A 25987-nucleotide genomic window follows, 5' to 3' on the forward strand; every position below is an offset into this window, starting at 1 on the left:
CCACCCTTTACGATTCTTCGGACCTCTCATTAGCCATGATAGGTAGAACAAACATACAGCGCCGGTTGTGATCCAACAATTTCTCTCTCGTATTGTGTGCGGGGCCCACGTTCTATCTCCAGAGTCATCAGACCCATGAAGAGATACGGGGCAGCAATACGGAGGAAGTGCTGGAGACTCATTTCGCAAGCACGGTAAAAATTCCTCGAATTACCGGTATACCCCAGAACGTTAAGCCCGTTATCAGTGAGGTAGTATTTCGTCACTTCAAATGCCTCGCTCAGTGGTTTCAGACCGGGATTACTCATCTGAATGTTCTCGATGAACTCATCCCGAAGAGGTGGAACTTGACCGTCGAATAAAGCAAAGGAGGATAAGCTATACCAGGCAATCTGATTCAACTTATAAAGGCTGTCGGCGAATCCCTCTGGTGTATGTCCGATCAAAACCATATCGCCCTGATACGCTGTTTTGTTGACCCGGGGAATCTCGGTCACTACTAGCCCTAACAGTGCTGTTACCGCGTCGAAATGTATTTTTAACCGCGGATAGGCTTCAAAAAGGAAAAATTTTGGTGTTAGACGAGTACTCATGGCAAAGAACGTATGATAGTTGTATGTCGCTGAGATCTTGATCAATTGGGAATATACCGTCTCGAATTCGTCTATGATACTCTCTGGATCTTGGATGAAACCGTTAAGGACGTCCTCATCAATTTCAGGAAGATCATGGCCTGCTGACCTGAGTATTTTGCTACTTAAATCACAGACATCGTTCGACCTATGGGGAATCAGCGGCTGAGATAAGTGAACCTTGATATGTTGAAGCGTTTCAGTGTCAGGCTCCTTACATAACGAAACCCAGAGATGAGGGTCGATGTAGACTCCAATACGTTCTTTATAAAACTTAGCGAGGCTATTCTCGGCATATTCACCATCTGGAGTTACTCCCCCGAGAAGCATCTTCTGGATACCCTTATTCTCTAAAAATGCATCTGTAAAAGAACTCTCCAATTTTCTTCTTAAATATTGAGAGAACTCAGTGATCTTAACCGCTGCAATGTAGAGGGGAAGGATCTCTGAGGTGACAAATTCTTTCCACGCGCCCTCATCGGTATAATCGAAACCAAGCATTTCATCATACGTGGTCATATCCAGCACCAGACAACCGAGTGGTTGGTGAATAAGGTGATATAACTTTCGTTTACATCTTAAAATACGAATGCGATGTCTTACCTACCTAGGCAACCGAAAAACTGCAGAAAATTCCACCACCACTAAAAATAGTTCCGATATGGAGAGTTTCGTTGTGCTGGCCTATTTATTGAGAGGGCGATCGTTCGGACGTCCGGTTGTCCATTTTCCCTTCAGATTAATATCCGCCCTCCCCAACCCAGATGTCTCCCGAAATCACGCAGATTGGGAATCACCGCCTGATCTGGAGACTCTGCCAATGATGTCGTTGATGACCTTCACCATCTCGCCCCTCTTCTCCATCACCTCATCCCTGCTGTAGAACGAGATGTGCGCCGCCCCGTTCCGCTCAAGAGACAGATCCCGGCACAGTTTCCCGAGGTCTGCGAGAATCTTCATGGAGATCCCTTGCTCCTGGAGCAGAGCAGAGAACTCCCGTGTCACTGGGTTCGCCAGCCCCCTCTGGATGTCACTGCCAAGGTGCCCCCACTGGCCAAGAGCAAGTGACTTTTCGTCGTTACCAAGCACGGTCTTCAGCGTGAACGGAAGCGGTGGGATCTTCTCCCATTCAGAACCTTTCCAGAAGATCGGTCGAACTCCATCTTTGGAATCATTGCAGAACCTGTTGTCCGACCGGATCCGCTCCCGATTGGGAAGGAGAAGAGTTTCATGGAGCAATTTCTCAACACCCTTCCCATACTGGATGACAACCGGCTCGATGTCGTATATTTCCCTCTCTGGACCCTTATACACGCTGTAGAGCAGCCAATTTCCGGTTCTGAACGTACTGACCCGCCAGTGCCTGTCACGGAGAATCGCGGAGATCGGTGAGGTCAGGGCAGAAGTAAAAGCGTGGGAAAATGCCAGAAATAATAAAAATGCAAACGTAAACTGGCAGTTCACGACTGAAGATGCACGGATCAAACTCAAACGGCTTTACCCGACGTTAGAAGGTTGACGCGGCACTAGTTCGTCCTGCAAAAAAGCATCCCTGCCCCGGACCGCATACCGCTCAATCTCAATCGATCGCATCCAGGATGTCGATGAGCCGCTCGCTCCCGTCCTTCAGAGCGGCACCACCTCCTCAAGGATCTTCTTTCTGTATCGCTCCTTGAGCGCTTTTTCGGTCACCACATCCACCCTGCACCCGAGGTCCTCCTCCAGGTCCTGGATGAGCGCGATATGGTCTAGGAGGCTCCTGCCCGGCTCCATCTCCACCAGGAGGTCGAGATCGCTCTCCGACCCCGCCTCTCCCCGGGCGACCGACCCGAAGATCCGCAGGTTGGTTGCACCGTGCCGCCCGGCTATTGCGAGAATCCTGGACCGCTTCTTCCGGATCAGATCCAGCGTGACGGGCATATCCGTTCAATCTGTTCTATCGGGAGCAAGGAACATAAATCTGCCTCCTGGTGGTGCATCGCCGTACAGAACCGGGTATCGTGACCTGCTCAGGGCCAGCCTCCCGATAAAGTCAGACTGATCTCTTATGATCGTCTGTCGTATTCCCGGGAAGCCTGGCAGGCGAGGAGTAACCATGGCAGACTTCGTCCAGAAGACCGTGAACAAAACGGCGGTCCGGGACCTTTCCGTCCCGATCGCCAACGTAACGGCGTTTAACAACCTCGTCCAGTCGGTCATCGACGACAACCCCTTCGGCTGTGTCGGCTACACCACCTCTGGCGGGGAGTATATCGAGCCGGGTTTCCATGCCAGAAATCTCTCGTTAAAATCGGTAAATCCATTCCCGGCGAGAACCACCCCGGTTAATACCCCCGCCACCCATTCGTGAGTATGGATAAAAAGACCCCCGTCCCCGAACTCCGGGATAGAATGGAGCGATTCCGGGACCGTATGGACGCCGAGAACCCCTCATGGGAGTTCGCCGCGATCTTTGGACGGACAAACCAGTTCTACTTCACCGGGACGATGCAGGACGCGGTTCTCCTTATCCCCCGCCGGGACGAACCCGTGCTCTGGGTGCGCCGGAGTCTTGAGCGGGCGCTTGATGAATCAGTCTTCCCCGATATCCGGCCCATGAAGAGTTTCCGCGATGCTGCTGCCGGGATGGGCGCTCGCCCCTCAACGGTCTACCTCGACTCGGAGAAGGTGACACTCGCACTGCTCGAACGCTTCCGCAAACACTTCCCTTTCAGGGAGGTGCGCCCGCTCGATGCGCAGACGGCAAAGGTGCGGGCAAAGAAGAGCCCTTACGAGATCGCCATCATGGAACGGGCGGGAGAGATTCATCGCCACATTCTCGAGGATTGCGTACCGGCGATGCTCAGGGAGGGGATGAGCGAGGCCGAACTCGGTGGCGAGACCTTTGCCCTCATGGTCAGGGAAGGGCACCACGGCATAACCAGGTTCGGGGGCTTCGGGACGGAGATGGTGCTCGGCCAGATCGGGTTTGGCGAGAGTTCGCTCTACCCCACCGCGTTCGACGGTCCGGGCGGGTGCCGCGGGGTCGCTCCCGGCGCACCTGTGCTCGGCAGCCATGACCGGCGGCTTGCACCCGGCGACCTGGTCTTCCTCGACTGCGGTTGCGGGGTGGATGGCTACCACACCGACAAGACCATGACTTACATCTTCGGGGAGGCGCTCCCGCCGGAGGCGATGGAAGCGCACCGGCGTTGCGTTGAGGTACAGGACGAGGCAGCCTCGCTGCTCCGCCCCGGAGTAACGCCGTCAGAGATCTACAGGAGAATAATCGAGAACCTGGAGCCCGGGTTCCTGGAGAACTTTATGGGTTTTGGGAACCGGCGGGTGCAGTTCCTGGGCCACGGCATCGGTCTTGAGGTGGACGAGATGCCGGTGATCGCCGGCGGTTTCGATGAACCGCTCGAAGAGGGTATTACGATCGCCCTCGAACCCAAGAAGGGGATCGAGGGCGTCGGGATGGTGGGGATCGAGAACACGTTTGTTGTCACCCCCGGCGGCGGCAGGTCCATCACCGGGAGAGACCACGGGCTGATCCCGGTCCACTGAGTCGACGGCGGCCGGAGTCTTCCTTCAATCCGGCCAGTACAGGTCTTCCTTAACCCGTTTTGAGACCGTCTGCTCCTTACCGGCCCATCCTCGCGGCATGAGGTGATCATGAGCCGGGTATCGGGGGTTATACCAGGTCAGGGTTGACCGATCCGTTATCGACGGGGAGAATCGTCAGCCGGATTCGCTGCCGGGGGTCGCGGCCTCTATCCTGCCCGGTCACCGGAGATCCACGGACGCCGCGTGCCGGTAGACCCCGTGCGGCACCCTCATCTCAAACCGCGCCCCTTTTCCCGGCGTCCCGGTCTCGGTGATGCTGATCCCGGTGACCCCCAGGATCTCGCGGATCAGGAAAAGCCCAAGCCCCGTGTTCTTACCTACATCCCGCTCAAATATCCGCTCCTTTTCCTCCAGCGGAATGCCGACGCCGTTATCCTCCCAGACAAGGACAAGGTCGCCGTTCTCCCCGGGGTACGACCATACACGAACCCGTGTAGCCGACTCACCGTGACGGATGGTGTTGTCCATCAGGTTGGAAAAGACCGTTGAAAGCATTGGATCCGCATAGACAACCAGGTCTCCCGTCTCATCCTCGACCGGCAGCCCCTGTGCGGACGCGGAGCGGATCAGATCGGAGACCCGCTGCCACTCGGGCGCCCGGACACCGAGGTCGGTGTAGTCCCGCGTAAACTCGATCTGGAGGCGGATCCGCTCGGCGGCGTCCTCTACACGGGCAAGGTAGTTCGATATATCCTCCCCGGGACCGGCCATCCTGGCAAGCGACAGGTTGCCAAGAAGGACTGTTAGCTGGTTTAAGACATCGTGTCGGGTGATGCTGTTCATAAGGGTGAGTTTTTTGTTCGCGACGGCCAGGCTGTTCCTCTGCTGTGCAAGTTCCCGGGCATGATACTCGATCTCCCGCTCCATGGCCTTTCTCTCGGTTATATCCTGGACGGTCAGCGCCATCCCGTGAGAGACCTCCGCCTGGCCGAGAGGGGTGCCCGACACCTCCAGAAAGACCAGATCATCGGTCCTGCCGCCGCGCCGCGCCACGGTCTCAAGCGTAAACCTCCCGGTATTCTCGACCCGGGCAAGCGCCTCACGCCTGGCGGCCTCATAATCATCTTCGCCCGGGAAGAGCAGCCTGACGTGCCGACCGATGAGGTCATCGCGGGTGTAGCCGAGGATCTCGCAGAGGCGATCGTTTGCCTCCGTGAAGATCTCGTTCACCATCATGCCTATACCGATGGGAGCAGCACGGAAGATCCCCGCCATCTTCTCAGCGGTCTCCCGTAACTCCCTCTCGACCCGCCTCTGCTCGGTCACCTCCCGGATCGTCTCTATAGCACCGGCACGCCTGCCTTCCAGGTTGTAGAGGGGGGACACCCTGAGCCTGAGGATGGCCTCCCTCCCGGCAGGGCGGGCAAGCGATGTCTCGCTCTCAAGGAGATCTCCTTCTCGCCCCAGGATCTCGTAGCGGTTCAGAATGGCTTCATCGGGCTTAAGAACGTAATCGATAAGTATGGGGCGCGCCTCGCCGTAGAACGGAACCGCATACGCGTAATCGCCCCTGCCGAGCATCTCTTCTTTTGGAACACCGGTGAGCCTCTCGATAGCACGGTTCCAGGTGATAACACGGCCTTCTGCATCGATGACAAAGGCTGCGTCCGGGAGGAACTCGATGATCTCGGCAAGCCTGCGTTCACTCTCCCGAAGTTGCCGCTCCCGCTCACTAAGTTCCTCAAAACCTGACCGGAGCTCCTCCTCGATGGCGGTGAGTTGTTCATATGCCGCCTGCAGTTCCTCGTGACGCCGCATCGCCTCAAGTTCGGCAAGTTTGCGATCTGTGATGTCGTGCACCATCCCGATTGTGCGAATGACCCGCCCGGACTCGTCGCGCTGGTGCTCGCCGCGTTCAATGACGTACCTGACCTCACCGGTATCGGCTCGAATGATCCGGTGCTCGATCTCGTAGCCGTCACTCCCGCCGGTGAGCGATCTGGAATGCAGCGACCTGACCGCGGCGCGATCGTCGGGGTGAAGCAGTTCGAAGTAGTCATCCGCTGAGTAGTCGCCGGGGGAAAGACCAGAGATCCGGGCAGCCTCCTCCGACCAGGTCAACCGGCCCGTGGTGTGATCGAACTCCCAGCTGCCCAAGTGAGCGATCTCCTGGGCTCGTCTCAACTTATTTGCGGTCTCTTCGCGCTCTCTCACCAGGGCGTCGCGTTCTGCAAGCGATCTCGCCAGGGTGATGTTGGCGTAACTCAACTTAGATATGAATACGGCAGCCTCACGCAGGAAGGAGATGGCGCTGTCCACGGTCTTTCTGCTCAACCGTGGAACGGCATCGAGCGCGGCGGTGTAGGCATCTTCATCAAACCCGTGGCGCCGCGCCTGCGCCAGGAAGACCTCGTAATCCGGTTCTTCTTCCTTAAGGAGGAACTGCCCCATGAAGACGTTGCCAAGGTGTCTGCCGCCCACGATGATGGGGGATGCGACATCCCATAAGTTGTTTTTGCAGCGGTAGATCTTCGCTTCTCCGGGAGCGATCCCTGTGGAGAGGTGCGTGTCGCTCTCGATGCAGTTTCGAAGCGTCGCGGGATGAACCCGGTGAAACTTTGCACAGATCTCCTGCCACCCGGCATTGATCAGCACCCGGCCATGTGTATCTATGATGGCGACCGAGATCCCGGTGAGGGCGTGGAAATCGCTGAGGAGCGACTGGATCATGGGTATATCGGTGATATCGGCAAGTTCAAGGTTGCCGATATCACCCTCGGGGGAGAGGATGCTCTCCAGTTTAGCCTTTACGCGCTCCTCGCTCTCCTTTAGACGCTCCTGAGCCTCCTTTGCATCTGTTACGTCGTGCACCATCCCGATTGAGCGGACGGGCCGCCCAAAGATGTCCAGGGTGTGCTCACACCGCTCCACAACGTGGCGAACCTCACCGGTATCGGCTCGAATGATCCGGTGCTCGATCTCGTAGCCGTCACTCCCGCCGGTGATCGAGGCGGAGTAGGTCGCATCGACACTGGCGCGATCCCCCGGGTGGACGAGCGAGAGGAACTCATCATAGGCCGGCGCCCCATCCCCGGGGTCGCGCCCGAAGATGCGGTAGGTCTCCTCGGACCAGACCAGCTCCCCCGTCCTGTGGTCAAACTCCCAGCTCCCGAGATGCGCAAGCCGTTCGGCCTTATGCAGCATCCCCTCCATTCTTCGGGCCTCGGCTTCGGCCTTCTGCCTGCCGCCAACCTGCCTGATAGCGTTTGCAAGTTCAAAAAACTGCGATTTCGGGTCGCCGCCCTTCTGGAGGTAGAAGTCAGCGCCGCTGTTGAGCGCCTCGATCACCACCTCCTCGCGTCCCCTGCCGGTGAAGATGATGAACGGGACGTTTGACCCCGCGCCGCGGATCTCTTTGAGGAGCGTGATCCCGTCCATCTCCGGCATCTGGTAGTCTGAGACTATCACGTCGTAGCGATCGCTCATGATCAGGCGGAGTGCTTCACGGGGATCTGGAGTGGTGTCGACGGCCATCCCGCCCGCCCGCTCAAGGAAGATCCGGGCGATCTCAAGCAGCGAGGCCTCGTCATCAATGTAGAGGATCCGCAGAGGTTCTGGATACGACATTCAGTTAAACCCGTACAGGTGGTAGCACTGCGGTTTTTTATAGGTTTCGAAGGCACCGATGGAGATTGCGCCAGGGCTTGCGAAGAACACAGCCAGAAGGCCCCTGAGAGGGAGGGGGAGCAGTCACAGCCCGGTCTCACCGTGGCGCTGGACCTGCACTCCACGGGGGGTGTGTCACCCCGGGGAGGGGCGGAAAACGCCCCCACCTCCCCCGCACCTCTAGAAAACACCCCCACCTCCAGGCCCCTACAAGGGGGCGGGCAAGTGATTGGCGATTGGCCAGATGGCCGCGGCAGGGAACGGAAACAGGATTCTTCGGGGGGGTGTCAGGTGAGACCGCGAAGAGACTACCAGATCCCCGGAGACTGTATCCATGGGGAATCACCCCGTGGGGGTGGGGCTGACGGGGAGGGGGATGGAACATCCCCCTCCCCTGTCTCATGCGTCTCCCGTTGAACGGTTTTCGCTGGAAGACCCCCACCTCCCGGCGCGTTCCGCGCCTCCTCCCGCCCCCTCCACAGGGGGGCGGGCAAGTGTTTGGTGATTGGCCAGATGGCCGCGACAGGGAACGGAAACAGGATTCTTCGGGGGGTTTTCACCGGGAACCAGGTGAAGGAAATCTCTCCCGTGGCGCTGTATCTACAGGGAATCACCCCGTGGGGGTGGGGCTGACGGGGAGGGGGATGGAACATCCCCCTCCCCTGTCTCATGCGTCTCCCGTTGAACGGTTTTCGCTGGAAGACCACCACCCGGCCGCTTCCACCCCGGCTCTCACAGACCGCCAGCGACCGCCGTGGAGGTCTACCAGAACCTGTGAGTCTTAACGTAGTTGCGCTCAGCCTTCAGGATCTCACGGTAAAAGGCATCCCCCTCAGAGAGGGTTGCCAGGATCCGCGACGCCGTCTCCGGGCCGACACCCTTTGCCGCGAGGGCGGTCACCGCCTTCTTCCCGCTCGAGAGAACAATGTTAGCGTTCCGGAGGAACCGGACCTCGATCGCCCGCTCCTCCTCCGATTTCTTCTTCTTCGTCACCGCCGGGATGAGTTCCTCGTCCCAGGGCTTCAGCGCGGCGATCAGGCGAGCGCCGCAGAGGGGGCACTGCGGCCGGTCGGGGACGCGCTCAACGACCGTCCGGCTCTTCCACTTCCGGCAGTTCATGCAGAAGAGGACGACCTCCTCCTTCTCCAGTCTGCGCATGAGCGTCGCGACCACCGCCTGATCGATCATCGGCGGCGGGACAGTATCCCGGGACGACGAGAGCCCCTCGCTCCCGATCGGGCTGAGACGGCCTATGGTGACCGCAATCCGGCCGTCGCGTATGCCGGCCAGGATCTCCTCTGCCGCCTCCAGATCCATGTAGTTGCTGAAGAGTTCCCGGTACGCCTCCGCCGCTATGACCGTCCCGTCGAAGAGGTCGATCAGACGGTGGATGCTGAACCGCTCGTAGTCGGCGTCCGCATCGATGGCGCCGAACTTCTTGGCCACCTGCACAAGTTTCCACTTGAAGAGCGCCGTCCGCTTCAGGGCAAGTCTCAGTATCCCTGCAAGGTGCTCGGGCTCGATCCCCGCCATCGCCTCCTGCACCTCAAGCGCCCGGACGTTCCCGGGCAGGCGGAGTAGGAACCGGTATGCCCCGACCTCGATCCCGACGGTCGTCCCGTAGCGGGCCGAAATAAGTATCGAGAGAGCCCGTGCCAGCGTCTCGTTCGCCTTATGGCCGCCGCAGACGTTGCAGACCACGCCCTCGTCAGCGTTCTCCAGAGTGATGAGCCGATCGGATGGGACAGGATGGTTTCCTGCATCCATCCGGGCCATGAACCGCTCCGCATACCCGATCACCCCCGGAACGTCCGAGTAGCGGCCGAACGCCCGCATCCGCCGGAGCGCCCCGACCTCGCGGGCGACCGCAAACGGCACCGGTATCTGCTCCCCCTCCCAGGAGGGCACCTCCCCCCTCACCCTCACGGCCGGTTCGACCGTGATCCTCCCGCCCTCCATATCGAGCACCCGCCAGAGCTGGCCCTTCGTGATGAAGACCGCGCCGGTCTGCATCCAGCCCAGGACAAACGACTCGTCCAGGGTTCCGACCGTCCTGCGCGACACGATATCAAAGACCTCCATCTTCCGCTCGTCATGGATCATCGAGAGGTTCCCGACAAGGTAGCGCCTTGCACGCCCTGTCCGGATGACCCTGGTCGCCTCGACCCGGATCAGCCTGTGCTCCGCCATCTGACGGCATACGTCGTCCAGGAGAGACCCGCAGCCGGCAAAGATGCTCGACCGCTCCACAATCTTTCGGAGACGGGAGATCTCGATCTCGCCGTACTCGACCGCGATCGCCGCCACCTGGTTTGCAAGCACATCGGCGGCGCCGGCGGGCGGGACGACCCTCTCGCACTCGTTAGCCTTCGCCCGGCGCGCTATCACAAGCGACTCCAGGAGGTCGTCAAACCCGGTCGCAAGAACGGTTCCGCGCGATACCGCGTCGAGACGGTGGCCGGCCCGGCCGACCCGCTGCACCAGGCGCGATACCTCCCTTGGGGAGCCAAACTGGAGGACGTGCTCGATATGCCCGATATCGATGCCAAGCTCCATCGAGGAGGTCGCGATCAGCGCCCGGATCTCCCCGCGCCTGAACCGCTCCTCGGCGTCCACCCGGACATCCCGCGAGAGCGAACCGTGGTGAACCTCGACATCCCCCCTGGAGTAGAGGCTGTGGCCGAGGGCCTCCGCGGTCACGCGTGTGTTGACAAAGACCAGGGTGGAGCCCGGGGCGTCCAGGCACCTCTCAACCGTCCTGACCTGGTCTCCGAAGTCCTCCCCGGCAAACCGGACGGTTATATCCAGGTTGCTTGCGACCGGAACCTCCACGACCGAGAACGGCCGTGCGCCGCAGAGGAACCGGCCGATCTCGTCCGGGTTCCCCACGGTCGCCGAGAGGCCGATCCTCTGGAACTCCCCGGCATACTCGGCCAGACGTTCGAGAGCCACCGCAAGTTGCGCCCCCCGTTTGCTCTCGGCGAGGTCGTGGATCTCGTCGATTATGACATACCTGACGTTCTTGAGGTGTTCGCGGAGGCGTTTGCCCATGAAGAGCGCCTGCAGCGACTCCGGCGTGGTTATGAGCAGGTCAGGGGCGTTCAGCGCCTGTTTACGCCGCTCGTTCTGCGGTGTGTCACCGTGGCGGACGCCGGCCGTGAGTGAGAGCTCCCGGCACCACCACTCCATCCGCGCCAGGATGTCGCGGTTCAGGGAGCGCAGCGGGGTTATGTAGAGGGCCTTGAACCCGGGACCCGGCGTCTCGAGGAGCCGGTCGAATACAGGGAGCATCGCGCTCTCGGTCTTCCCGGTGCCCGTCGGCGCCACCAGGATCAGGTTGTCCCCGGCAAGAAGCCGCGGAATGGACTGCTCCTGCGCCTCAGAAAACTCTGTGAACCCTCGCTTCCGGACGACCTCCCGCACCCGCGGGTCGAGGAGTTCAGCCGTCGGCGTCTGCGGGGCAGAGCGTGGCCGGGGAGCCGACGTACGTGCCATCTGCCAGGAACACCTCCGCGTTCTTATAGTCTATGCAGCGCGAGAGGGGGCCAAGCCCGCTCTCCCGCAGCAGCCCGACATCGATCCCGCCCGCGAGCTCGTTGAATGCCGGGACGAACAGGAGCCGGCTGCGCACCCCCGTCGGCTCCTCAAATACCGAGTAGAGGTAGGCCGGCTGGGCGCGGGCGGCGCAGCCGACGGAGTCCATGAGCGAGACGACCGGGTGGTGGTGGCCGAGGATTATGAGGCGGCCAAAAAGAGAGGGGGCAGGATGGGTGTGGCCGTGGAGATACCCGACGCCGTCTATGAGCGCGCCTCCCGCGGGCAGGAGTTCACCCTCCTGGAGGAACCGGTCGATCCCGCCGTCATGGTTGCCCGGGGTGACGGCGATAGGGACGAGTTCCCGAAACGACTGGAGTATGCGCGGAAGTTCGCGGTACTCCTGCCGGGTTGTCACCGGGACGTTGTGCTTGAGATCGCCGAGTAGGAGCAGGAGATCGGGTCGGGTCTCCTCGATGCAGGCGATCACACGTTTGGCACGGGCGTCGCTCCGGCTCGTGATATGAACTCCGCAGCGTTCGAGACCGGACTCGATCCCCATGTGGAGGTCGGCGACGACCAGGACGCGCTGCTCCTGCTCGACCAGGAGGGCGGGGCCGTTCTCAATGAAATGTAGGCGCATTAATCGTCTCAGATCAGTTTTATTGTGCCATCCACGGGCTGGTAGCAGTTTCCATCGGCAAGAAGTTCTTCAATCGCGGCGCGTGCCTCCCCGGCGGTGAGGCCGGAACGCACCCCGGCCGCGACTGCGTCATCGACCCCGATCCCCCTGGAGCCGCCGCCCATACGCTGGAGAGCGTCAAGCATGACCTCCGGGAGAGTCCGGGGGGTGATCCCGACCGGGGAGGGGGTTTCCAGGACGGTCTCAACCGCCGCCCTTACCATCTCCAGGATTGAGGCAGACTCGTCCCCGCCGTCCCGGAGCGCCTCGAGCCGGTCGAGCGTTGCGGCGGCGGTTGCGAGCACCCAGGTGTCGCGGGCGCCGCGGTCGGCCACGCGGACGGCCTCAGCATCCAGCGTTGCGCAGACACCGTCTCCCGAACCGCTGAAGACCGGCCGGCCGGTGACGGCGACGAACGCGGGCGGGTCGATGCATCTGAGCGTATCGAGCGCGTCGGGGTTATGCCAGTCCGCCGTGACCAGGAAGACACCGGTCGGATCGGCTACACGGGCGTGGACGAGATCCCCGCTTCCAAGGCGTTCGGTGAGAGCACCGACTATGAAGAGGCGGCGGCAGCATGCACCCGACGGCGTCACCAGGATACGGACGTCGGCGGTCTGCCGCGCGGCGGAGAACTCCCGCGCAAATACCCGGTCTACAGGCACCATGCAATCAATCCGTTTGAGAAAGCGGTTGTGATATAACGCGGCTGTACCTATTATCTGTTTTCCCCCATCTAAAAGGGATCACCGGGAACCCGAACCTTTTACGATGGACTGGCACCTATACCTATGCAAATGGAAGGCAACCACACCATCTGGATAGAGAAGTACCGGCCCAGACGGCTTGACGATATAGTCGGGCAGAATGATATCGTGGTGCGCCTCAAGTCTTACGTTAAGACCGGCAACCTGCCGCACCTCCTGTTTGCAGGCAGCGCAGGGGTCGGGAAGACCACAGCCGCCGTGGCGCTTGCCAGGGAGTTCTTCGGCGACTCCTGGCAGACGAACTTCCGGGAGATGAACGCCTCCGATGAACGCGGTATCGACGTCGTCAGGACACAGATCAAGGAGTTCGCCAGGACGTCGCCGCTTGGCGGTGCGGAGTTCAAGATACTCTTCCTGGACGAGGCGGACGCGCTCACCACCGATGCGCAGGCGGCTCTCAGGAGGACGATGGAGACCTATGCCCGCACATGCCGGTTCATCCTATCCTGCAACTACTCCTCAAAGATCATCGACCCTATCCAGAGCAGGTGCGCCATATACCGGTTCAGGCCGCTTGACCGGGAGGCGGTCATAGAGGGGATCGGGAGGATTGCCGCGGCCGAGGGGCTCACACTCGCGGAGGGGGCGCTTGATGCCATAGTCTACGTCGCCGCAGGGGATATGAGAAAGGCGATCAACGCTCTGCAGGGCGCTGCCATCATCAGCCCCCGGATCGATGAGAAGATGATCTACGCGATCACCGCGACCGCAAGACCGGACGAGATCGATGAACTCCTGGATCTCTCGATCGGCGGGAGGTTCGACGAGGCGGAGAGGGCCCTCTCCGACCTGACCGGGGTGCGGGGCATAGCCCCAAACGAGGTTCTCAACCAGTGCTATCGGGCGCTCGTCCAGCGCGATATCGACCGGGCGCTCAAGGTGAAACTTATAGACGCCATCGGCGAGGCCGATTTCCGGCTCTCGGAGGGGGCAAACAGCGATATCCAGATGGAAGCGCTGATTGCCCGGTTCGTCCTTGCCGCCGCGGGGCATCGCTGAAAGGAGGTCTGGTGTGGCCGAGGAGATAAACGTCGAGGTCACCGATAACGTCGGTGAGTGGACGAAGTTCTTAAAGAAGCAGTATCGCCGGGAGATTGCCGAGATATCGCGCGAGTACCCCCACCGGCGTTCGCTTGTCATCGATTACCGCAAGATCCTTAACAACCGGCTCGCTTTTGAACTCCTGCGCAGCCCGGGAAAGGTTATCGGGGATATACGGGACGCGATCGTCCAGAACAAACTGCTCAAACTCAAGGACGGCCAGGAACCCGACCTCCTCAACATCCGGTTCACGAACCTGCCGCAGAAGACCAGCATAAGGGACATCCGGGCCGACCAGATCAACACACTCGTCAGTACCGAGGGGATCATCAGAAAGACGACGGAGGTGCGTCCCCGGATCGTCAGCGCTGTATTCCGGTGCCGTTCCTGCAACAACCTGACGGATCCGATCCCGCAGGGTTACGGCCGGTTTGATGAACCCGAGTTCTGCCCGAGATGCGAGCGCAAGACGCGACTCGATCTTGTCATCAACCGATGCCGGTTTGTCGACGCCCAGAAACTCAGGATCCAGGAGTCGCCGGAAGGGCTCCGCGGGGGCGAGCAGCCCCAGACGCTCGATATCGACGTCGTCGACGACCTCACCGGGCTGGTCGCGCCGGGCGACCGGGTGGTTGTGAACGGCATCCTGCGGTCGGTGCAGCGGATCAACTACGGCCAGAAGAGCACCCTCTTTGACATCTACCTGGAGGGCAACTCCATCGAGGTTGCCGAGAAGGAGTTTGAGGAGGTTTCGATCACCGAGGAGGACGAGGCGAGGATCATGGCCCTCGCCCGCGACCCGATGGTCTACAGGAAGATTGTGCGCTCGATTGCGCCGACCATCTATGGCTCAGACGATGTGAAGGAGGCTATCGCCCTCCAGCTCTTCGGCGGTATACCAAAGGAGATGCCGGACGGCTCCCGTCTCCGCGGCGATATCCATGTCCTGCTGGTTGGGGATCCGGGTATCGCGAAGAGCCAGATACTGCGATACGTTGCGAAACTCTCGCCCCGCGGGATCTACGCGAGCGGGAAGTCGTCGACGTCTGCAGGGCTTACGGCAACGGCGGTGAAGGACGAGTTCGGCGACGGCCGCTGGACGCTGGAGGCGGGTGCGCTGGTTCTCGCGGATATGGGGGTCGCGGCAGTCGATGAGATGGACAAGATGGCAAAGGAGGACCGGAGCGCGCTGCACGAGGCTATGGAGCAGCAATCCGTCTCGGTTGCCAAAGCCGGGATCACAGCGACCCTGAAATGCCGGTGCGCGCTCCTCGGCGCTGCAAACCCGAAACTCGGCCGGTTTGACCAGTTCATCCCTATCGCCGAGCAGATCAACATGCCGCCATCGCTCCTCTCACGGTTTGACCTGATCTTTGTCATGACGGATCAGCCGGAGGCCGAACGGGATGCGGCGATCGCCCAGCACATCATCGGGACGCATGCCGTGGGCGAACTGATCAAGCAGCACGAGCACGAACCCCTGCCGGGCGTTGATGACGAGTATATCCGGCGGGCGCTTGAACCGGTCACACCGGATATCGATCCGGTGCTGCTGCGCAAGTACATCGCCTATGCTAAGAGGACGTGCTTCCCCATACTATCCGATGGGGCGAAGGAGGCGCTGATTGGATACTACATGCGTCTGCGCAACCTTGCCAGCGGGGACAAGCCTGTCCCGGTCACCGCCAGGCAGCTCGAGGCGCTGGTGCGGCTTGCGGAGGCGAGCGCCAGGATGCGTCTCTCAAACACCATCGATACGGAGGACACTGACCGGATCCTCAAGATCGTGGACGCCTGTCTGCGGCAGGTCGCATACGATGCGGAGAGCGGGAGTTTTGATATCGACAAGGTTGTGACGGGGGTCACAAAGTCGCAGCGCGACATCATCCGGTCTATAAAGGAGACCATCCGGACCCTCTCCGGCGAGTCCGGCGGCCAGGCGAGGGTCGAGGAGGTCATCGACGTCCTGGTCCAGCAGGGGTTTGCCCGCGACAAGATCGAGTATACCCTGGACCACCTGAAGCGGGGCGGCGAGGTGCTCGAGCCCCGGCGCGGGCTTATCAAGCTGATCGGGTAGGGGTGGCCGGGCGATCCCCTGATATCCCGTTTCCGGGAGGGGGGCGGGCCAATCGCCCCTACTCCAGGTCCCGCCATTTCCCGGCGGGAACGCGGATCACGAACCTTGCTCCGCTGCCGGGGATGCCGTTCTCGGTGATCGTGATCCCGGTCAGCCCCAGGATCTCGCGCGAGAGAAAGAGGCCCAAACCCGTGTGCTTCCCAAACCCGCGTTCGAATATCCGTTTCTTATCCTCCCCTGAAACACCCACGCCATCGTCTTCCCAGGCCACCACCAGGTCGCCATCGGAGACCTCGGCGGTGAGGGTGATCCTGCTGACGCCGTCGCCGCCGTGCCTCAGGGTGTTGTCAAGGAGGTTCTCAAAGACCTGCTTTACCATGGGATCCGCGTAGATCTCGCGTTTGAGCCCGGAGGTCTGGAACGAGATCGATGACGGCACTTCCAGGCCCTGGATCAGGGTTTCGAGGTTCTGCCATCCCGGTTCCAGTGTGCCGATGGCCTCGTACTGGCGGGTGAACTCGATCTGACGCTGGATCTTGTGGATTGCCAGATGAACCTTCTCAAGGTATGTCTCCCGGGCGGCCGGGTCGGCGTCCTTGTACAACTCCATATAACCGTCAGCCGCTGTGATGCTGTTCAGGATGTCGTGGCGGGTGATCCCGGTGAGGATCTGCAACTGTCGGTGAGCCTTCCGGAGCGCTGCTTCCGCCTCTTTTCGCTCGCTGACGTCCCGGATGACAGCCACAGCGTGCCATGCCCCGCCGATGTTCAGGGGGGAGATGGTGAGTTCAACGGGAAACTCCTTTCCGTCTCTTCTGCGAGCCGTCCTCTCGAGCGGCCTGCCGATGACAGGACCGGTGCCGGTGAGGGCGAAGTTGCGCACCCCCTCTTCTGCTGCGTTTAGAACGTCTGGCGGGGCGATGAGGTCGTGGACCGGTCTCCCGCGCACCTCATCCTCCGAATACCCAAACATCTCCACTGCCGCCCTGTTCCAGAAAGTCACGCGTCCCTCGCTGTCGACCATGACTATGGCGTCATACGCCGACTGGGTGACGTTTCTGAACATCTCCTCGCTCTCTCTAAGAGCGTCTTCCGCCTGCTTGCGTGCGGTGGTCTCGTAGGCATGGACGAGGTAACCTATGATCGAGCCGCCATCATCCCTTATGGGGGTGATGAGGCGATCCAGCCAGATGACCCCTCTGCGTGAGGTGGGATAGAGGTTATGCGACCTGACCCTCTCGAAATCGAATTGGGCCTGGTAGTGGGTTTTTCTCCCTTCAAGGAGGTTTTTCTTCTGGTCCTCTGGAAGATTCGGGTCTTCAAACAGGGGAAACCCGATGAGCGAATCCAGATCCCTAACGCCCACCAGGTCGAGGGCGGCGGGGTTGGCATGAGCGAGTTTCCCGCTGGCATCATACACCCCGATGGCGATCGGCGACTGCTCGTATATCGCCCGGTACCATCCTTCCCTCCTATGGATCTCCCTGTTCAACTCCTGGAGACGCTCCTCCTCCTCCAGCCCGGTGGCGACCGCTGCCCGGAGGCGGGCGGCAAGGGTGGCCACGATCACAGCAATGGCGATGAAGACCGCCACCCGGCTGAGAGCCGCAACGATGATCCCGGCGGTCGCCGGGGTGAGGATGAGAACAAGCGCCAGGTAGATCGCTCCAAGCCCGGCGGACACGGCAACCCCGCGCCGCAGGTAGTAGTAGGCGGCGTAGACTATGGGAATGTAGAAGATATGCGGAAAGACGGTGGTGATACCATTTGCCAGGCAGCCGATCGTGATGGCGATCACGGCAAGGCTTGAGGCTGCAAGTATCCCGGCCTGGATGCTGCTCCGCATCAACAGACCCCCTCCAGCGGTAGACAGTATGGCGGGTTTTCCGGCGACGGGCGCCGGCAACGCAGCGGTTGCACTTGAGAGACAACGTACTGCGGGGATGACCCGGATCGGGTAGTCATGGCTTTTTATCTCTATTTGTTGCATATAGTGTTTTCCGCTGTGGAGGGCGGAGGAGTGAGGGGGGCCATCGACGGCGAGCAGGAACGGGATTTCGGTGAGGGTGTTCACATCAAGCCGTGGAGATGCTCTTCCCCGGCAGTGCATCGATGGGATATCGCCCCTGTCTCATGCATCTCCGATTGAACAGTATTCGCTGGAACACCCCCACCTCCCGGCCGCTCCGCGGCCTCCGCCCGCCCCCTTCCGAGGGGGCGGGCGAGTGTTTGGCGATAGTTCGGATGCCGTGCCACTGGGGAAAACAGGATTCTTCGAGGAGTTCTCGCCTGAAACCGGGTGAGGGGATGCCCCCCTGGCAGTGCATCGATGGGATATCGCCCCGTGGGGGAGGGGCTGACGGGGAGGGGGATGGAACATCCCCCGCCCCTGTCTCCTGTGTTTCCGCTTGAACGGTATTCGTCAAGCCACCCCCCACCTCCCGGCCCGCAGATCCGCTGGACAGACACCTTTAATTTTTTATACTGAGAGATCGTGGTATGCACACCGACGCCCGGGAAGGATCCCCGGATATCCCGCTCACCGACCCCCTGCCAGCCGCCCCCCGGATGACAGGGGGGATGATGAAGCCCGCAGCGGCCAGCGAACCGTGGCCGGAGAGGCGGTGTGCATCCCCGCTCTTCACTCAAACCCTGTTATGCGCAATCGCAACAGCCGCATTCCTCCTCCTTATATACACCGCCGCTGCAGACGGCATCCCCGCGACGGGCGGGCCTGTATTTCCGGCAGTCTGCCTGCCGGGTCTCCTCAGGTCCGGGAGACCCTCGCGCCTAAAACGCTGGCTGAAGAGAGGTCAAAAAGAGAGCGAGAACGAAGAAGAAAAACCCCACCCCCCCGCGACTGCCCCACCCGGCGCTGAGACCGAACCTTACCCGGCCGATTCCCTCTTCCCCGGCGAGATCGAGATCGAATGGCCCCGGGAAGACCTGGAAGAGTCCAAACCCCCAACAGAGGTGACTCCCGTGGAGGGAGAGGCATCCCCCGAAGATCTCTCCATAGAGAGTTCCAACATCAGTATCGCGGACGAACCGCCCTCCGCCTCCCGCTCCGAATCGCTCAGCGACGATGACCTCATACGGATGCTTGGGTTTGAGGAGGGCGACCTCGGCCCTGCCCTGGACGAACTTGAACCCGCCGGAATCGGTCTCCAGGACGACCGCCCCGTAGAGTCGCTCATCGAGGACCTTATGAGCGACGATGGGATGGTTCGCCGGCGTGCCGTAGATGCGATCGCAGAGCGCGGAGCAGACGCTGTGGACCCACTCATCCACGCCCTTGCGCAAGCAGACAAAGCACGGCGGTGGTGCATCGCCGATGCCCTTGCCATGGTCGGCGAAGATGCAATCCCCGCGCTGATCGCCGCGCTCGGGGATGACGAAGCGCAGATCGGGGCTGCAACCACACTTGTGCGCATGGGCGGTCCCGCTGTGCCGCCCCTGATCCAGGCGCTTGCCGATGACGACGAGGAGGTGCGGTTCGGGGCCCGCTACGCCCTCCGTGAGATCGGCGACGAAGCGCTCCCATCCCTTATCGAGGCGCTCGACGCGCCTGAACGGCGCATCAGGAACACCGCTGCTGCCATCCTCCGCGACCTCGGCTGGACGCCGCCTGACACCGCCGCATCGATCCGCTGCCTCATCGCCGAGGAGGCATGGCTGGATCTTGCGGCTTACGGTGAGACCGCAATCGAACCCCTCATCCAGATCCTGAGATCCCGCGATAAAGGATTATGGTGGAACGCCGCCCGCACCCTCGGGGAGATCGGTGAGGCCGCGATCGCCCCCCTGATCGACCTGATGCAGCAGGCAGACGATGAGGTTCGGCCGCTCGCCGCCATGGCGATCGCAGAGATCGGGGCGGCAGGCATCGATCCGCTTATACGGATGCTCGAGAACCCGGACCTCCGCAGCACCGCGGCGGAGGCGCTGGTGCAGATCGGCGAACCTGCGGCTGAGGCCTGCATCCAGTCCCTGAACACAGCCGATGGAGAGACAGAATCTGTGCTCCGTGAGATCCTCTGCGCAATCGGTGATCCGGCAATCCCCGGCCTGATCCAGGCCCTCATCGCCGGGCCACAGCGGCTGCGTTCCCGCGTGGCCGATATCCTGGGCGAGATGGGCTGGGAACCCTGGAACGATACCGAGCGGGCATGCTACCTTATCTCACGGGAGGAGTGGACGGAGGTCGCCCTGATGGGCAGCGCAGCGGTCGAACCGCTGATCCGTGCACTCAACGATGATGACGGCCGCGTGCGCCGCGAGGCCGCGGCAACCCTCGGCGAGATCGGTGATCCGGCGGCGGTTGGACCGCTCGTGGCATCTCTTGCCGATAAGAGCGTTGCCCCGGCGGCGGCGGAAGCGCTGGCCGCCATAGGAGAGCCGGCCGCATCTCCGGTTCTTGCCCTGCTCAAGGAGGGCGGCAGCGAGACCGCGATGGAGAGTGCGGTAGAGGTGCTCGGCAGGCTCGGCGAACCGGCGGCCGTCCCGCACCTCATCGAGTTCCTCAGGAGAGGAAGTGACCGTCTTCATCGAAAAGCCATCGACGCCCTGGTCGGCATCGGCGAACCGGCGGTAGATGCCATCATCCCCCTCCTCGCCGAGGAGAGGGAGGCGCAGGCTGGCGCGATGGCCGCACTGGCCGGGATCGGCGGCCCCGCAATCCCGGCGCTGGTAAAAGCCCTCGAGAACGAGAACTCCGCGGTCAGGCTTGGAGCGGCAGGGGTTCTTGAGAGGCTCGGCTGGAAGCCTGCGGATCCGGAGGAGGAGATCGCCTGGCTGATCGCGCTGCAGCGGTGGCAGGAGGCCGCCGAGGCTGGCGGCACGGCAATCAACCACCTGGCAGCACGGCTTGGCGATCCGGATGCTGCGGTGCAGACCTCCGTGATGGAGGTCCTGGTCGAGATCGGGGCGCCTGCTGCCCCCCAGCTGGTCTCTCTGCTCGGTGAGGAGAGGCTCCGCGAACCGGCCGAAGATGCACTGGTTCGAATCGGCGGCTCAGCAGTGGATACGCTGATCGAAGCCCTGCACCGGCCGCAGATCCGCAGGACGGCCGCAGGAGTGCTTGTCCGGATCGGCGAGCCCGCCACGGGAGCGCTCATCCAGGCCCTTGCGGATCCTGATACCGGCGATACAGTTGCCGCGATCCTGGAGGCGATAGGCGAGCCCGCCATTGATGCGCTCATCGCAGCGCTCGGGCACGAGAACGCCTGCGTCAGGGAGCGGGCCCTCGGGGTTCTCGCCGCCCTTGGAGAGTCGGCCGCACCCGGACTCATAGGGGCGCTGGACCACCCCGGTGAGGTCATCCGGCTTGGGGCAATCGATGCCCTCACCCGCATCGGGAAGCCGATCACACCGCTTCTCACAGAATCCCTCAACGACGAGCGCTACATGGTCAGGCTGGGTGCTGCGGAGGTCCTCGACCGGGTCGGCTGGGAACCGGAGACCGAGGAGGAGACCATCCGCTACCTGATTGCAAAAGAACAGTGGGCTTCGGTCGCCGCGATCGGTGCCTCGGCTGTCGAACCCCTGATCGGGATGCTCAACGACGCCGACAGCGGCGTCCAGAGGGGTGCAGGTCATGCACTCGGTGTGATCGGGGCGCCGGCGGTCATGAGACTGATCCGGGAACTCCGGACCGAACAGGAAGCGGCGCAGAGAAAGGCGATAGAGGCTCTCAAGATGATCGGCGAACCGGCGGTCATGCCGCTCATCGAGGCGTTCCAGGACAGCGACTGGAGGATCCGGCTGGGAGCGGCGCGGGCTCTTGTCGGCATAGGGAGCCCGGCGGTTGAACCCCTCATCCGGGCGCTCCGCACCGCCCCGCTGCCGATCCGGCTGGGAGCGGCCGCAACGCTTGGAAAGATCGGAAACCCTGCGGCCATCGAACCCCTGATCGATGCGCTCCTCCTGGATGACCCGCGCCTCCTGCGCGTTGTTGTGCGGGCGCTGGGGCTGATGGGCGAACCTGCCGTTCTGCCTCTCCTCCGCGTCCTCTCGGAGGGGGACGAGGCGTCACGCAAGAGCGCCGTGGAGGCGCTGGTGATGATAGGGGAGCCTGCTGCACGCATCCTCCCCGCTGCACTCACCGATACGCATTTCCGCGTCAGGGCCGGTGTGGCCGATGCCCTGGATCGACTGGGCTGGTCGCCGGCAGGTGGGGAGGAGACGGTCGTCTACCTGATAGCAAAGGAACGCTGGGGCGATCTCGCCAGGATGGGGGCCGCCGCAGTCGAACCCCTGATCACCATCCTGGAAGACCGCGACGACAGCATCCGGCGGCGGGCGGCGATGACGCTCGGTGAGATCGGCGATCCGCGTGCGGTGCGGGGCCTCATAACCCTGCTCCACGACGATTACTACAGCGTCCGCCGGGAGGCTGCATCGGCGCTGATCGCCATCGGCGCCCCTGCGATGGAGGGGGTCATCGCGGCCCTGGAGGATGAGGACGGGGACGTCCGCAAACGTGCAGCGGATATCCTGGCCGAGATCGGCGATGGGCGGGCGATTGCACCGCTTGAAGCCCGCCTCGATGATGAGGACTGGTACGCCCGGAAGGCCGCTGAGGACGCACTGGCGAGGATCAGGGAACGCGGCGGGTGACAACACACAACCGTCCGGGATGGTGTCTATCCCCGTAGTTGTTGTTACGGGACAACGTTCGTCGGGTGGTTTTCACAGGGGCTGCGGCTTTTCGGCAGAGCCTCGTGAGGGGCCTAATGTTTTATTATATTGCAATGCGTTGTATATGGGTAGATAAGGCGAGGGTTGCCAAGCCAGGTCAAAGGCGCCAGGTTGAGGGCCTGGTCTCGTAGGAGTTCGTGAGTTCGAATCTCACCCCTCGCATCGGCACTTTTTCTCTTCTCCGCCAGCGGCAAACCGATGTTTGGTGCGGCTTTTTGCAAACGCAATCTTCAAATCAGCCGGGAGACCACATAAATTGCGTATTCAAAGGGTTGCAGGATCAGGAGGATATCCAGCGATGCTTACCGGCCGGGAACGGGAGCGCTACAGCCGGCAGATAGCGCTCCTCGGGGAAGAGGCGCAGGAGCGGCTTTCAAAAGCCAGGCTCGCCATAGTCGGCGCCGGCGGGCTCGGCTGCCCGGTCGCGCTATACCTGGCCGCCGCCGGTGTGGGGGAGATCCGGCTGATCGATGGCGATCTCGTGGACCTGACCAACCTGAACAGGCAGGTGCTCCACACCGAGAGCGATATCGGCCGGCCGAAGGTCGAGTCGGCGGCGGCGAAACTCCGGGCGCAGAACCCGGGCATCAGGGTCACCGCGATCCAGGCCACCCTGGATGAGGGGAACGCCGCCGGCCATCTTGCCGGGGTCGATCTCGTCATCGATGCCGTCGACAACTTCGCTGTGCGCTACACCCTGAACCGGGCGGCGATCAGGATGGGTGTCCCGCTCATCCACGGCGCGGTCAGTGGGTTTGATGGCCAGGCAATGACTATCATCCCGGGAAGAACGGCCTGCCTGGAGTGCATATTCCCGGCGGCTCCACCCGGGGAGGAGATGATCCCGGTCGTCGGGACGACGCCGGGGGTCATCGGTCTTGTCCAGGCAAACGAGGCCATAAAGTACATCACCGGCAGCGGCGAACTCCTGGAGAACAGGCTCCTGATCTGGGACGGCCGGGCTGGGACGATGACAACCCTGGCCGTGGAGCGGCAGGAGGACTGCAGCGTCTGCGGGGACGGCAGGTGAGGAGGAGAGCATGATCAGTGTGACAGAAGAGGATTTCGATATAAACGCCGTGATCGAGCAGGTTAAGAGACCGGATCTCGGTGCTCTCGTCACCTTCCTTGGCACCGTCAGGGCCGATGAAGGTGTGGAGATGATGGAGGTCGAGGCCTACCGGGAGGTCGCGGTGAGAGAACTTGAGACCATCAGGGATGAAGCGTTCCAGAGATTCCCGGTGGCGGCCGTATGGATCATCCACCGGGTTGGGCGACTCCGGGTCGGTGAGAAGATCCTCCTCATCGTCGTCGGCGCCGGCCACCGGCATGAGGCTTTTGCAGCCTGCGAGTACGTCCTCGAGAGGATCAAGCAGAGCGTGCCGATCTGGAAGAAGGAGATCGGCGATGGCGGTGAACGCTGGGTGCCCGGTGAAGCCTCTGGAGGCGGGGCATGATCCGGCTCCAGCCCTGCAGGAAGGCCTACTCAAAGGAGACCCAGCGTGCGGTTCCGCCCGAAGAGACGCTGCGCCTGGCGCGGGAGAGGCTGCCTGCGGCCGGGATAACCAGGGTTGCGGACATAACGAACCTGGATCGGATCGGTATCCCGGTCTTCTCGAGCATCAGGCCGACCGCGGAGGCCGGGGCGATATCGGTCTACAACGGGAAGGGTGCCACCCCGATCGAGGCCGAGGTCTCGGCGATGATGGAGGGGATCGAACGCTACTCTGCAGAGATAGGCGACCGCGAGGTGGTCATGGGCCGCTACAGTGAGGTCTCGGCGGAGTATAACGCGCTCGATCCCGTCGACCTGATCCTCCCCGATCACGTCCCGGCCGATCTGGTGATCCCCTGGGTCAGGGGTTATGATATCGTGCAGCAGGAGGAGATCCTTATCCCGGCCCACGCGGTCTTCCATCCGCTGCCGGTGAAGATGGGCGGTCTCTTCCGGACGAACACCAACGGGCTTGCCTCGGGCAACACCCTTGAGGAGGCGGTCTTCCACGCCCTGATGGAGGTTGTTGAGCGCGACGCCTGGTCGCTCGCGGAGGTGACACGGGATACCGGGCCGCGGATCGAGGGGATCGAGGACGGGCTTGCCGCCGACCTGCTTGCAAGGTTCGAGGCCGCCGGGGTTGAGGTCACGCTCAAGGATATCACCAGCGATACGGGGATCCCCACGGTTGCAGCGGTTGCCGATGACCTCGTCCTCAGGGACCCGACGCTGCTCACGATCGGGATGGGGTCGCATACCAGCACCGGGATCGCGGTTCTCCGGGCGCTCACGGAGGTCGCACAGAGCCGGTTGACCCAGATCCACGGCGCCAGGGAGGATACCGATACAGCGGATGTGAGGAAACGGATCGGTTACGAACGGACGAAACGGCTGAACCGTCACTGGTTTGCGGATTCGGAGACTGTTTCGTCTGCTGACCTGCCGTCGTTTGACAGCGACGACTTCCTCACCGACATCCGGCACGTCATCGACCGGCTCAGGGCGGTGGGGCTGTCGCGGGTGATCGTGGTCGACCTCACCAGACCCGAGATCGGGATCCCGGTCGTCCGGGTTGTCGTGCCCGGCCTGGAGATCTACGCGATGGACCAGGACCGGATGGGCAGGAGGTGCCGTGATGCGAGGCGTCGTCGTATTTCTGGGTCCAAGTTGTGACCCGGCGGCAGCCCGCCAGATCCTGGACGCCGATTACCGGCCACCCGCAAAACGGGGCGACATCATCCGGGCAGTGGAGGAGGGGGCACGGGTCATCGGGCTGATCGATGGCGTCTTCTTCCAGGACTCTGCTGTGGCCCACCGCGAGATCCTTGCCGCGTTGAGGGCGGGGGTGCGGGTCGTCGGCGCCTCAAGCATGGGGGCGCTCCGTGCGGCGGAACTCGACAGCCTGGGTATGGAGGGGGTCGGTGAGATCTACCGCGCCTACCGCGAGGGGAGACTTGTTGCTGATGACGAGGTGGCGCTCCTCTTCGATCCTGAGACATTCGCGGCGATCTCAGAGCCGCTTGTAAACATCCGGGCGACCGTTCAGGCGGCGATCGAGTGCGGTGTGATCGGCGCCGATACCGCCCGGGCGCTGGTAGAGGCCGCAAAAGAGATCTACTTCCCCGACCGGACGTACGAGGCGGTTGCAAGCGCGGCAGAGGAACGGGGTGGTGACCCGGAGGAGGCTGCACGGTTCCTGGAATTTGCAGGGGAGCATGCCGTCGACCAGAAACGCAAGGACGCGCTGCTTGCGCTTGAGTACATCAGGGATATCATCAGCGCACCCTGAAAAAAAAACCGGGTGCGTCTCCACAGGTCTTTGCCCCCCGGACGCACCGGCCTCGAGAA

The 25987-nt window shown here is 62.0% G+C and carries 16 protein-coding genes, 1 tRNA gene and 1 pseudogene; 11 read left to right on the forward strand and 7 right to left on the reverse strand.

Going from position 1 to position 25987, the window contains the following annotated elements; translation table 11 throughout:
* Positions 1-29: 29 nt before the first annotated feature.
* On the reverse strand, positions 30-1160 hold the full coding sequence (locus tag R6Y96_RS05630; protein WP_318620226.1) for a hypothetical protein: 1131 nt from the start codon (positions 1158-1160) through the stop codon (positions 30-32).
* A gap of 811 nt (positions 1161-1971) precedes the next feature.
* Here R6Y96_RS05630 and R6Y96_RS05635 point away from each other — a divergent pair.
* A pseudogene (locus tag R6Y96_RS05635) lies at positions 1972-2151 on the forward strand (IS630 family transposase); the annotation flags it as partial.
* A gap of 107 nt (positions 2152-2258) precedes the next feature.
* On the opposite strand, the gene R6Y96_RS05640 reads toward R6Y96_RS05635, so the two are convergent.
* Positions 2259-2552, reverse strand: coding sequence for a nucleotidyltransferase family protein (locus R6Y96_RS05640; protein WP_214166285.1), 294 nt, complete (start codon positions 2550-2552; stop codon positions 2259-2261).
* A 175-nt stretch (positions 2553-2727) separates the two neighbouring features.
* Between R6Y96_RS05640 and R6Y96_RS05645 the strand changes: the two genes are divergently transcribed.
* Both R6Y96_RS05645 and R6Y96_RS05650 read left to right on the forward strand, forming a co-directional pair.
* Complete coding sequence (locus tag R6Y96_RS05645) at positions 2728-2982, forward strand: hypothetical protein (RefSeq protein ID WP_318620229.1); 255 nt, start codon at positions 2728-2730, stop codon at positions 2980-2982.
* A gap of 2 nt (positions 2983-2984) precedes the next feature.
* Complete coding sequence (locus tag R6Y96_RS05650; protein ID WP_318620230.1) at positions 2985-4178, forward strand: M24 family metallopeptidase; 1194 nt, start codon at positions 2985-2987, stop codon at positions 4176-4178.
* A 219-nt stretch (positions 4179-4397) separates the two neighbouring features.
* On the opposite strand, the gene R6Y96_RS05655 is transcribed toward R6Y96_RS05650, so the two are convergent.
* The 4 genes from R6Y96_RS05655 to R6Y96_RS05670 all read right to left on the reverse strand — a co-directional run bounded on the left by R6Y96_RS05655 (position 4398) and on the right by R6Y96_RS05670 (position 12728).
* Complete coding sequence (locus R6Y96_RS05655) at positions 4398-7805, reverse strand: PAS domain S-box protein (RefSeq protein ID WP_318620231.1); 3408 nt, start codon at positions 7803-7805, stop codon at positions 4398-4400.
* 801 nt (positions 7806-8606) lie between these two features.
* A complete protein-coding gene (locus tag R6Y96_RS05660; RefSeq protein WP_318620233.1) occupies positions 8607-11339 on the reverse strand; it encodes a DEAD/DEAH box helicase in 2733 nt (910 codons plus the stop codon).
* Complete coding sequence (locus R6Y96_RS05665; RefSeq protein ID WP_318620234.1) at positions 11284-12021, reverse strand: metallophosphoesterase; 738 nt, start codon at positions 12019-12021, stop codon at positions 11284-11286. The genes R6Y96_RS05660 and R6Y96_RS05665 overlap by 56 nt, the downstream gene beginning before the upstream one ends.
* 8 nt (positions 12022-12029) lie before the next feature.
* Positions 12030-12728 carry a hypothetical protein gene (locus tag R6Y96_RS05670; protein ID WP_318620235.1) on the reverse strand — a complete coding sequence of 233 codons (699 nt, stop codon included), beginning with the start codon at positions 12726-12728 and terminating at the stop codon, positions 12030-12032.
* A gap of 129 nt (positions 12729-12857) precedes the next feature.
* Between R6Y96_RS05670 and R6Y96_RS05675 the strand changes: the two genes are divergently transcribed.
* Together R6Y96_RS05675 and R6Y96_RS05680 are read left to right on the forward strand one after the other, a co-directional pair.
* Entirely contained in the window at positions 12858-13826 is a 969-nt protein-coding gene (locus R6Y96_RS05675; RefSeq protein WP_318620236.1) for a replication factor C small subunit, read from the forward strand.
* Between the two features lie 13 nt (positions 13827-13839).
* The gene (locus R6Y96_RS05680; RefSeq protein ID WP_318620237.1) at positions 13840-15945 is read left to right on the forward strand and encodes a minichromosome maintenance protein MCM; all 2106 of its coding nucleotides are present in this window, start codon (positions 13840-13842) and stop codon (positions 15943-15945) included.
* A 58-nt stretch (positions 15946-16003) separates the two neighbouring features.
* Here the strand turns inward: R6Y96_RS05680 and R6Y96_RS05685 are convergent, their stop codons facing one another.
* The gene (locus R6Y96_RS05685; RefSeq protein ID WP_318620238.1) at positions 16004-17791 is read right to left on the reverse strand and encodes a PAS domain-containing protein; all 1788 of its coding nucleotides are present in this window, start codon (positions 17789-17791) and stop codon (positions 16004-16006) included.
* 653 nt (positions 17792-18444) lie between these two features.
* On the opposite strand from R6Y96_RS05685, the gene R6Y96_RS05690 reads away from it, so the two are divergent.
* The 6 genes from R6Y96_RS05690 to R6Y96_RS05715 all read left to right on the forward strand — a co-directional run bounded on the left by R6Y96_RS05690 (position 18445) and on the right by R6Y96_RS05715 (position 25928).
* Entirely contained in the window at positions 18445-22563 is a 4119-nt protein-coding gene (locus tag R6Y96_RS05690) for a HEAT repeat domain-containing protein (RefSeq protein ID WP_318620239.1), read from the forward strand.
* Between the two features lie 158 nt (positions 22564-22721).
* Positions 22722-22806: transfer RNA gene (locus tag R6Y96_RS05695), tRNA-Leu, on the forward strand.
* 136 nt (positions 22807-22942) lie between these two features.
* Positions 22943-23674 (forward strand): HesA/MoeB/ThiF family protein, encoded by a 732-nt coding sequence (locus tag R6Y96_RS05700; protein ID WP_318620240.1) that lies wholly within the window; start codon positions 22943-22945, stop codon positions 23672-23674.
* Positions 23675-23684: 10 nt separating this feature from the next.
* Entirely contained in the window at positions 23685-24101 is a 417-nt protein-coding gene (locus R6Y96_RS05705; RefSeq protein WP_318620242.1) for a molybdenum cofactor biosynthesis protein MoaE, read from the forward strand.
* Entirely contained in the window at positions 24098-25312 is a 1215-nt protein-coding gene (locus tag R6Y96_RS05710; protein ID WP_318620244.1) for a YcaO-related McrA-glycine thioamidation protein, read from the forward strand. Before R6Y96_RS05705 ends, R6Y96_RS05710 begins: the two co-directional genes overlap by 4 nt.
* Positions 25275-25928: a TfuA-related McrA-glycine thioamidation protein gene (locus tag R6Y96_RS05715; RefSeq protein ID WP_318620245.1), complete on the forward strand. Its 654-nt coding sequence runs from the start codon at positions 25275-25277 to the stop codon at positions 25926-25928. The genes R6Y96_RS05710 and R6Y96_RS05715 overlap by 38 nt, the downstream gene beginning before the upstream one ends.
* Positions 25929-25987: the final 59 nt, after the last annotated feature.

Origin of the sequence: Methanoculleus receptaculi (genome assembly GCF_033472595.1) — an archaeon.
GTDB lineage: Archaea > Halobacteriota > Methanomicrobia > Methanomicrobiales > Methanoculleaceae > Methanoculleus > Methanoculleus receptaculi.

Excerpts from the sequence above, each read along its gene's own strand:
- R6Y96_RS05640 (WP_214166285.1), bottom strand. The coding sequence starts at position 2,552 with ATGCCCGTCACGCTGGATCTGATCCGGAAGAAGCGGTCCAGGATTCTC.
- R6Y96_RS05645 (WP_318620229.1), top strand. The coding sequence starts at position 2,728 with ATGGCAGACTTCGTCCAGAAGACCGTGAACAAAACGGCGGTCCGGGAC.
- R6Y96_RS05650 (WP_318620230.1), top strand. The coding sequence starts at position 2,985 with ATGGATAAAAAGACCCCCGTCCCCGAACTCCGGGATAGAATGGAGCGA.
- R6Y96_RS05655 (WP_318620231.1), bottom strand. The coding sequence starts at position 7,805 with ATGTCGTATCCAGAACCTCTGCGGATCCTCTACATTGATGACGAGGCC.
- R6Y96_RS05660 (WP_318620233.1), bottom strand. The coding sequence starts at position 11,339 with ATGGCACGTACGTCGGCTCCCCGGCCACGCTCTGCCCCGCAGACGCCG.
- R6Y96_RS05665 (WP_318620234.1), bottom strand. The coding sequence starts at position 12,021 with ATGCGCCTACATTTCATTGAGAACGGCCCCGCCCTCCTGGTCGAGCAG.
- R6Y96_RS05670 (WP_318620235.1), bottom strand. The coding sequence starts at position 12,728 with ATGGTGCCTGTAGACCGGGTATTTGCGCGGGAGTTCTCCGCCGCGCGG.
- R6Y96_RS05675 (WP_318620236.1), top strand. The coding sequence starts at position 12,858 with ATGGAAGGCAACCACACCATCTGGATAGAGAAGTACCGGCCCAGACGG.
- R6Y96_RS05685 (WP_318620238.1), bottom strand. The coding sequence starts at position 17,791 with ATGCGGAGCAGCATCCAGGCCGGGATACTTGCAGCCTCAAGCCTTGCC.
- R6Y96_RS05690 (WP_318620239.1), top strand. The coding sequence starts at position 18,445 with ATGCACACCGACGCCCGGGAAGGATCCCCGGATATCCCGCTCACCGAC.
- R6Y96_RS05700 (WP_318620240.1), top strand. The coding sequence starts at position 22,943 with ATGCTTACCGGCCGGGAACGGGAGCGCTACAGCCGGCAGATAGCGCTC.
- R6Y96_RS05705 (WP_318620242.1), top strand. The coding sequence starts at position 23,685 with ATGATCAGTGTGACAGAAGAGGATTTCGATATAAACGCCGTGATCGAG.
- R6Y96_RS05710 (WP_318620244.1), top strand. The coding sequence starts at position 24,098 with ATGATCCGGCTCCAGCCCTGCAGGAAGGCCTACTCAAAGGAGACCCAG.
- R6Y96_RS05715 (WP_318620245.1), top strand. The coding sequence starts at position 25,275 with ATGCGAGGCGTCGTCGTATTTCTGGGTCCAAGTTGTGACCCGGCGGCA.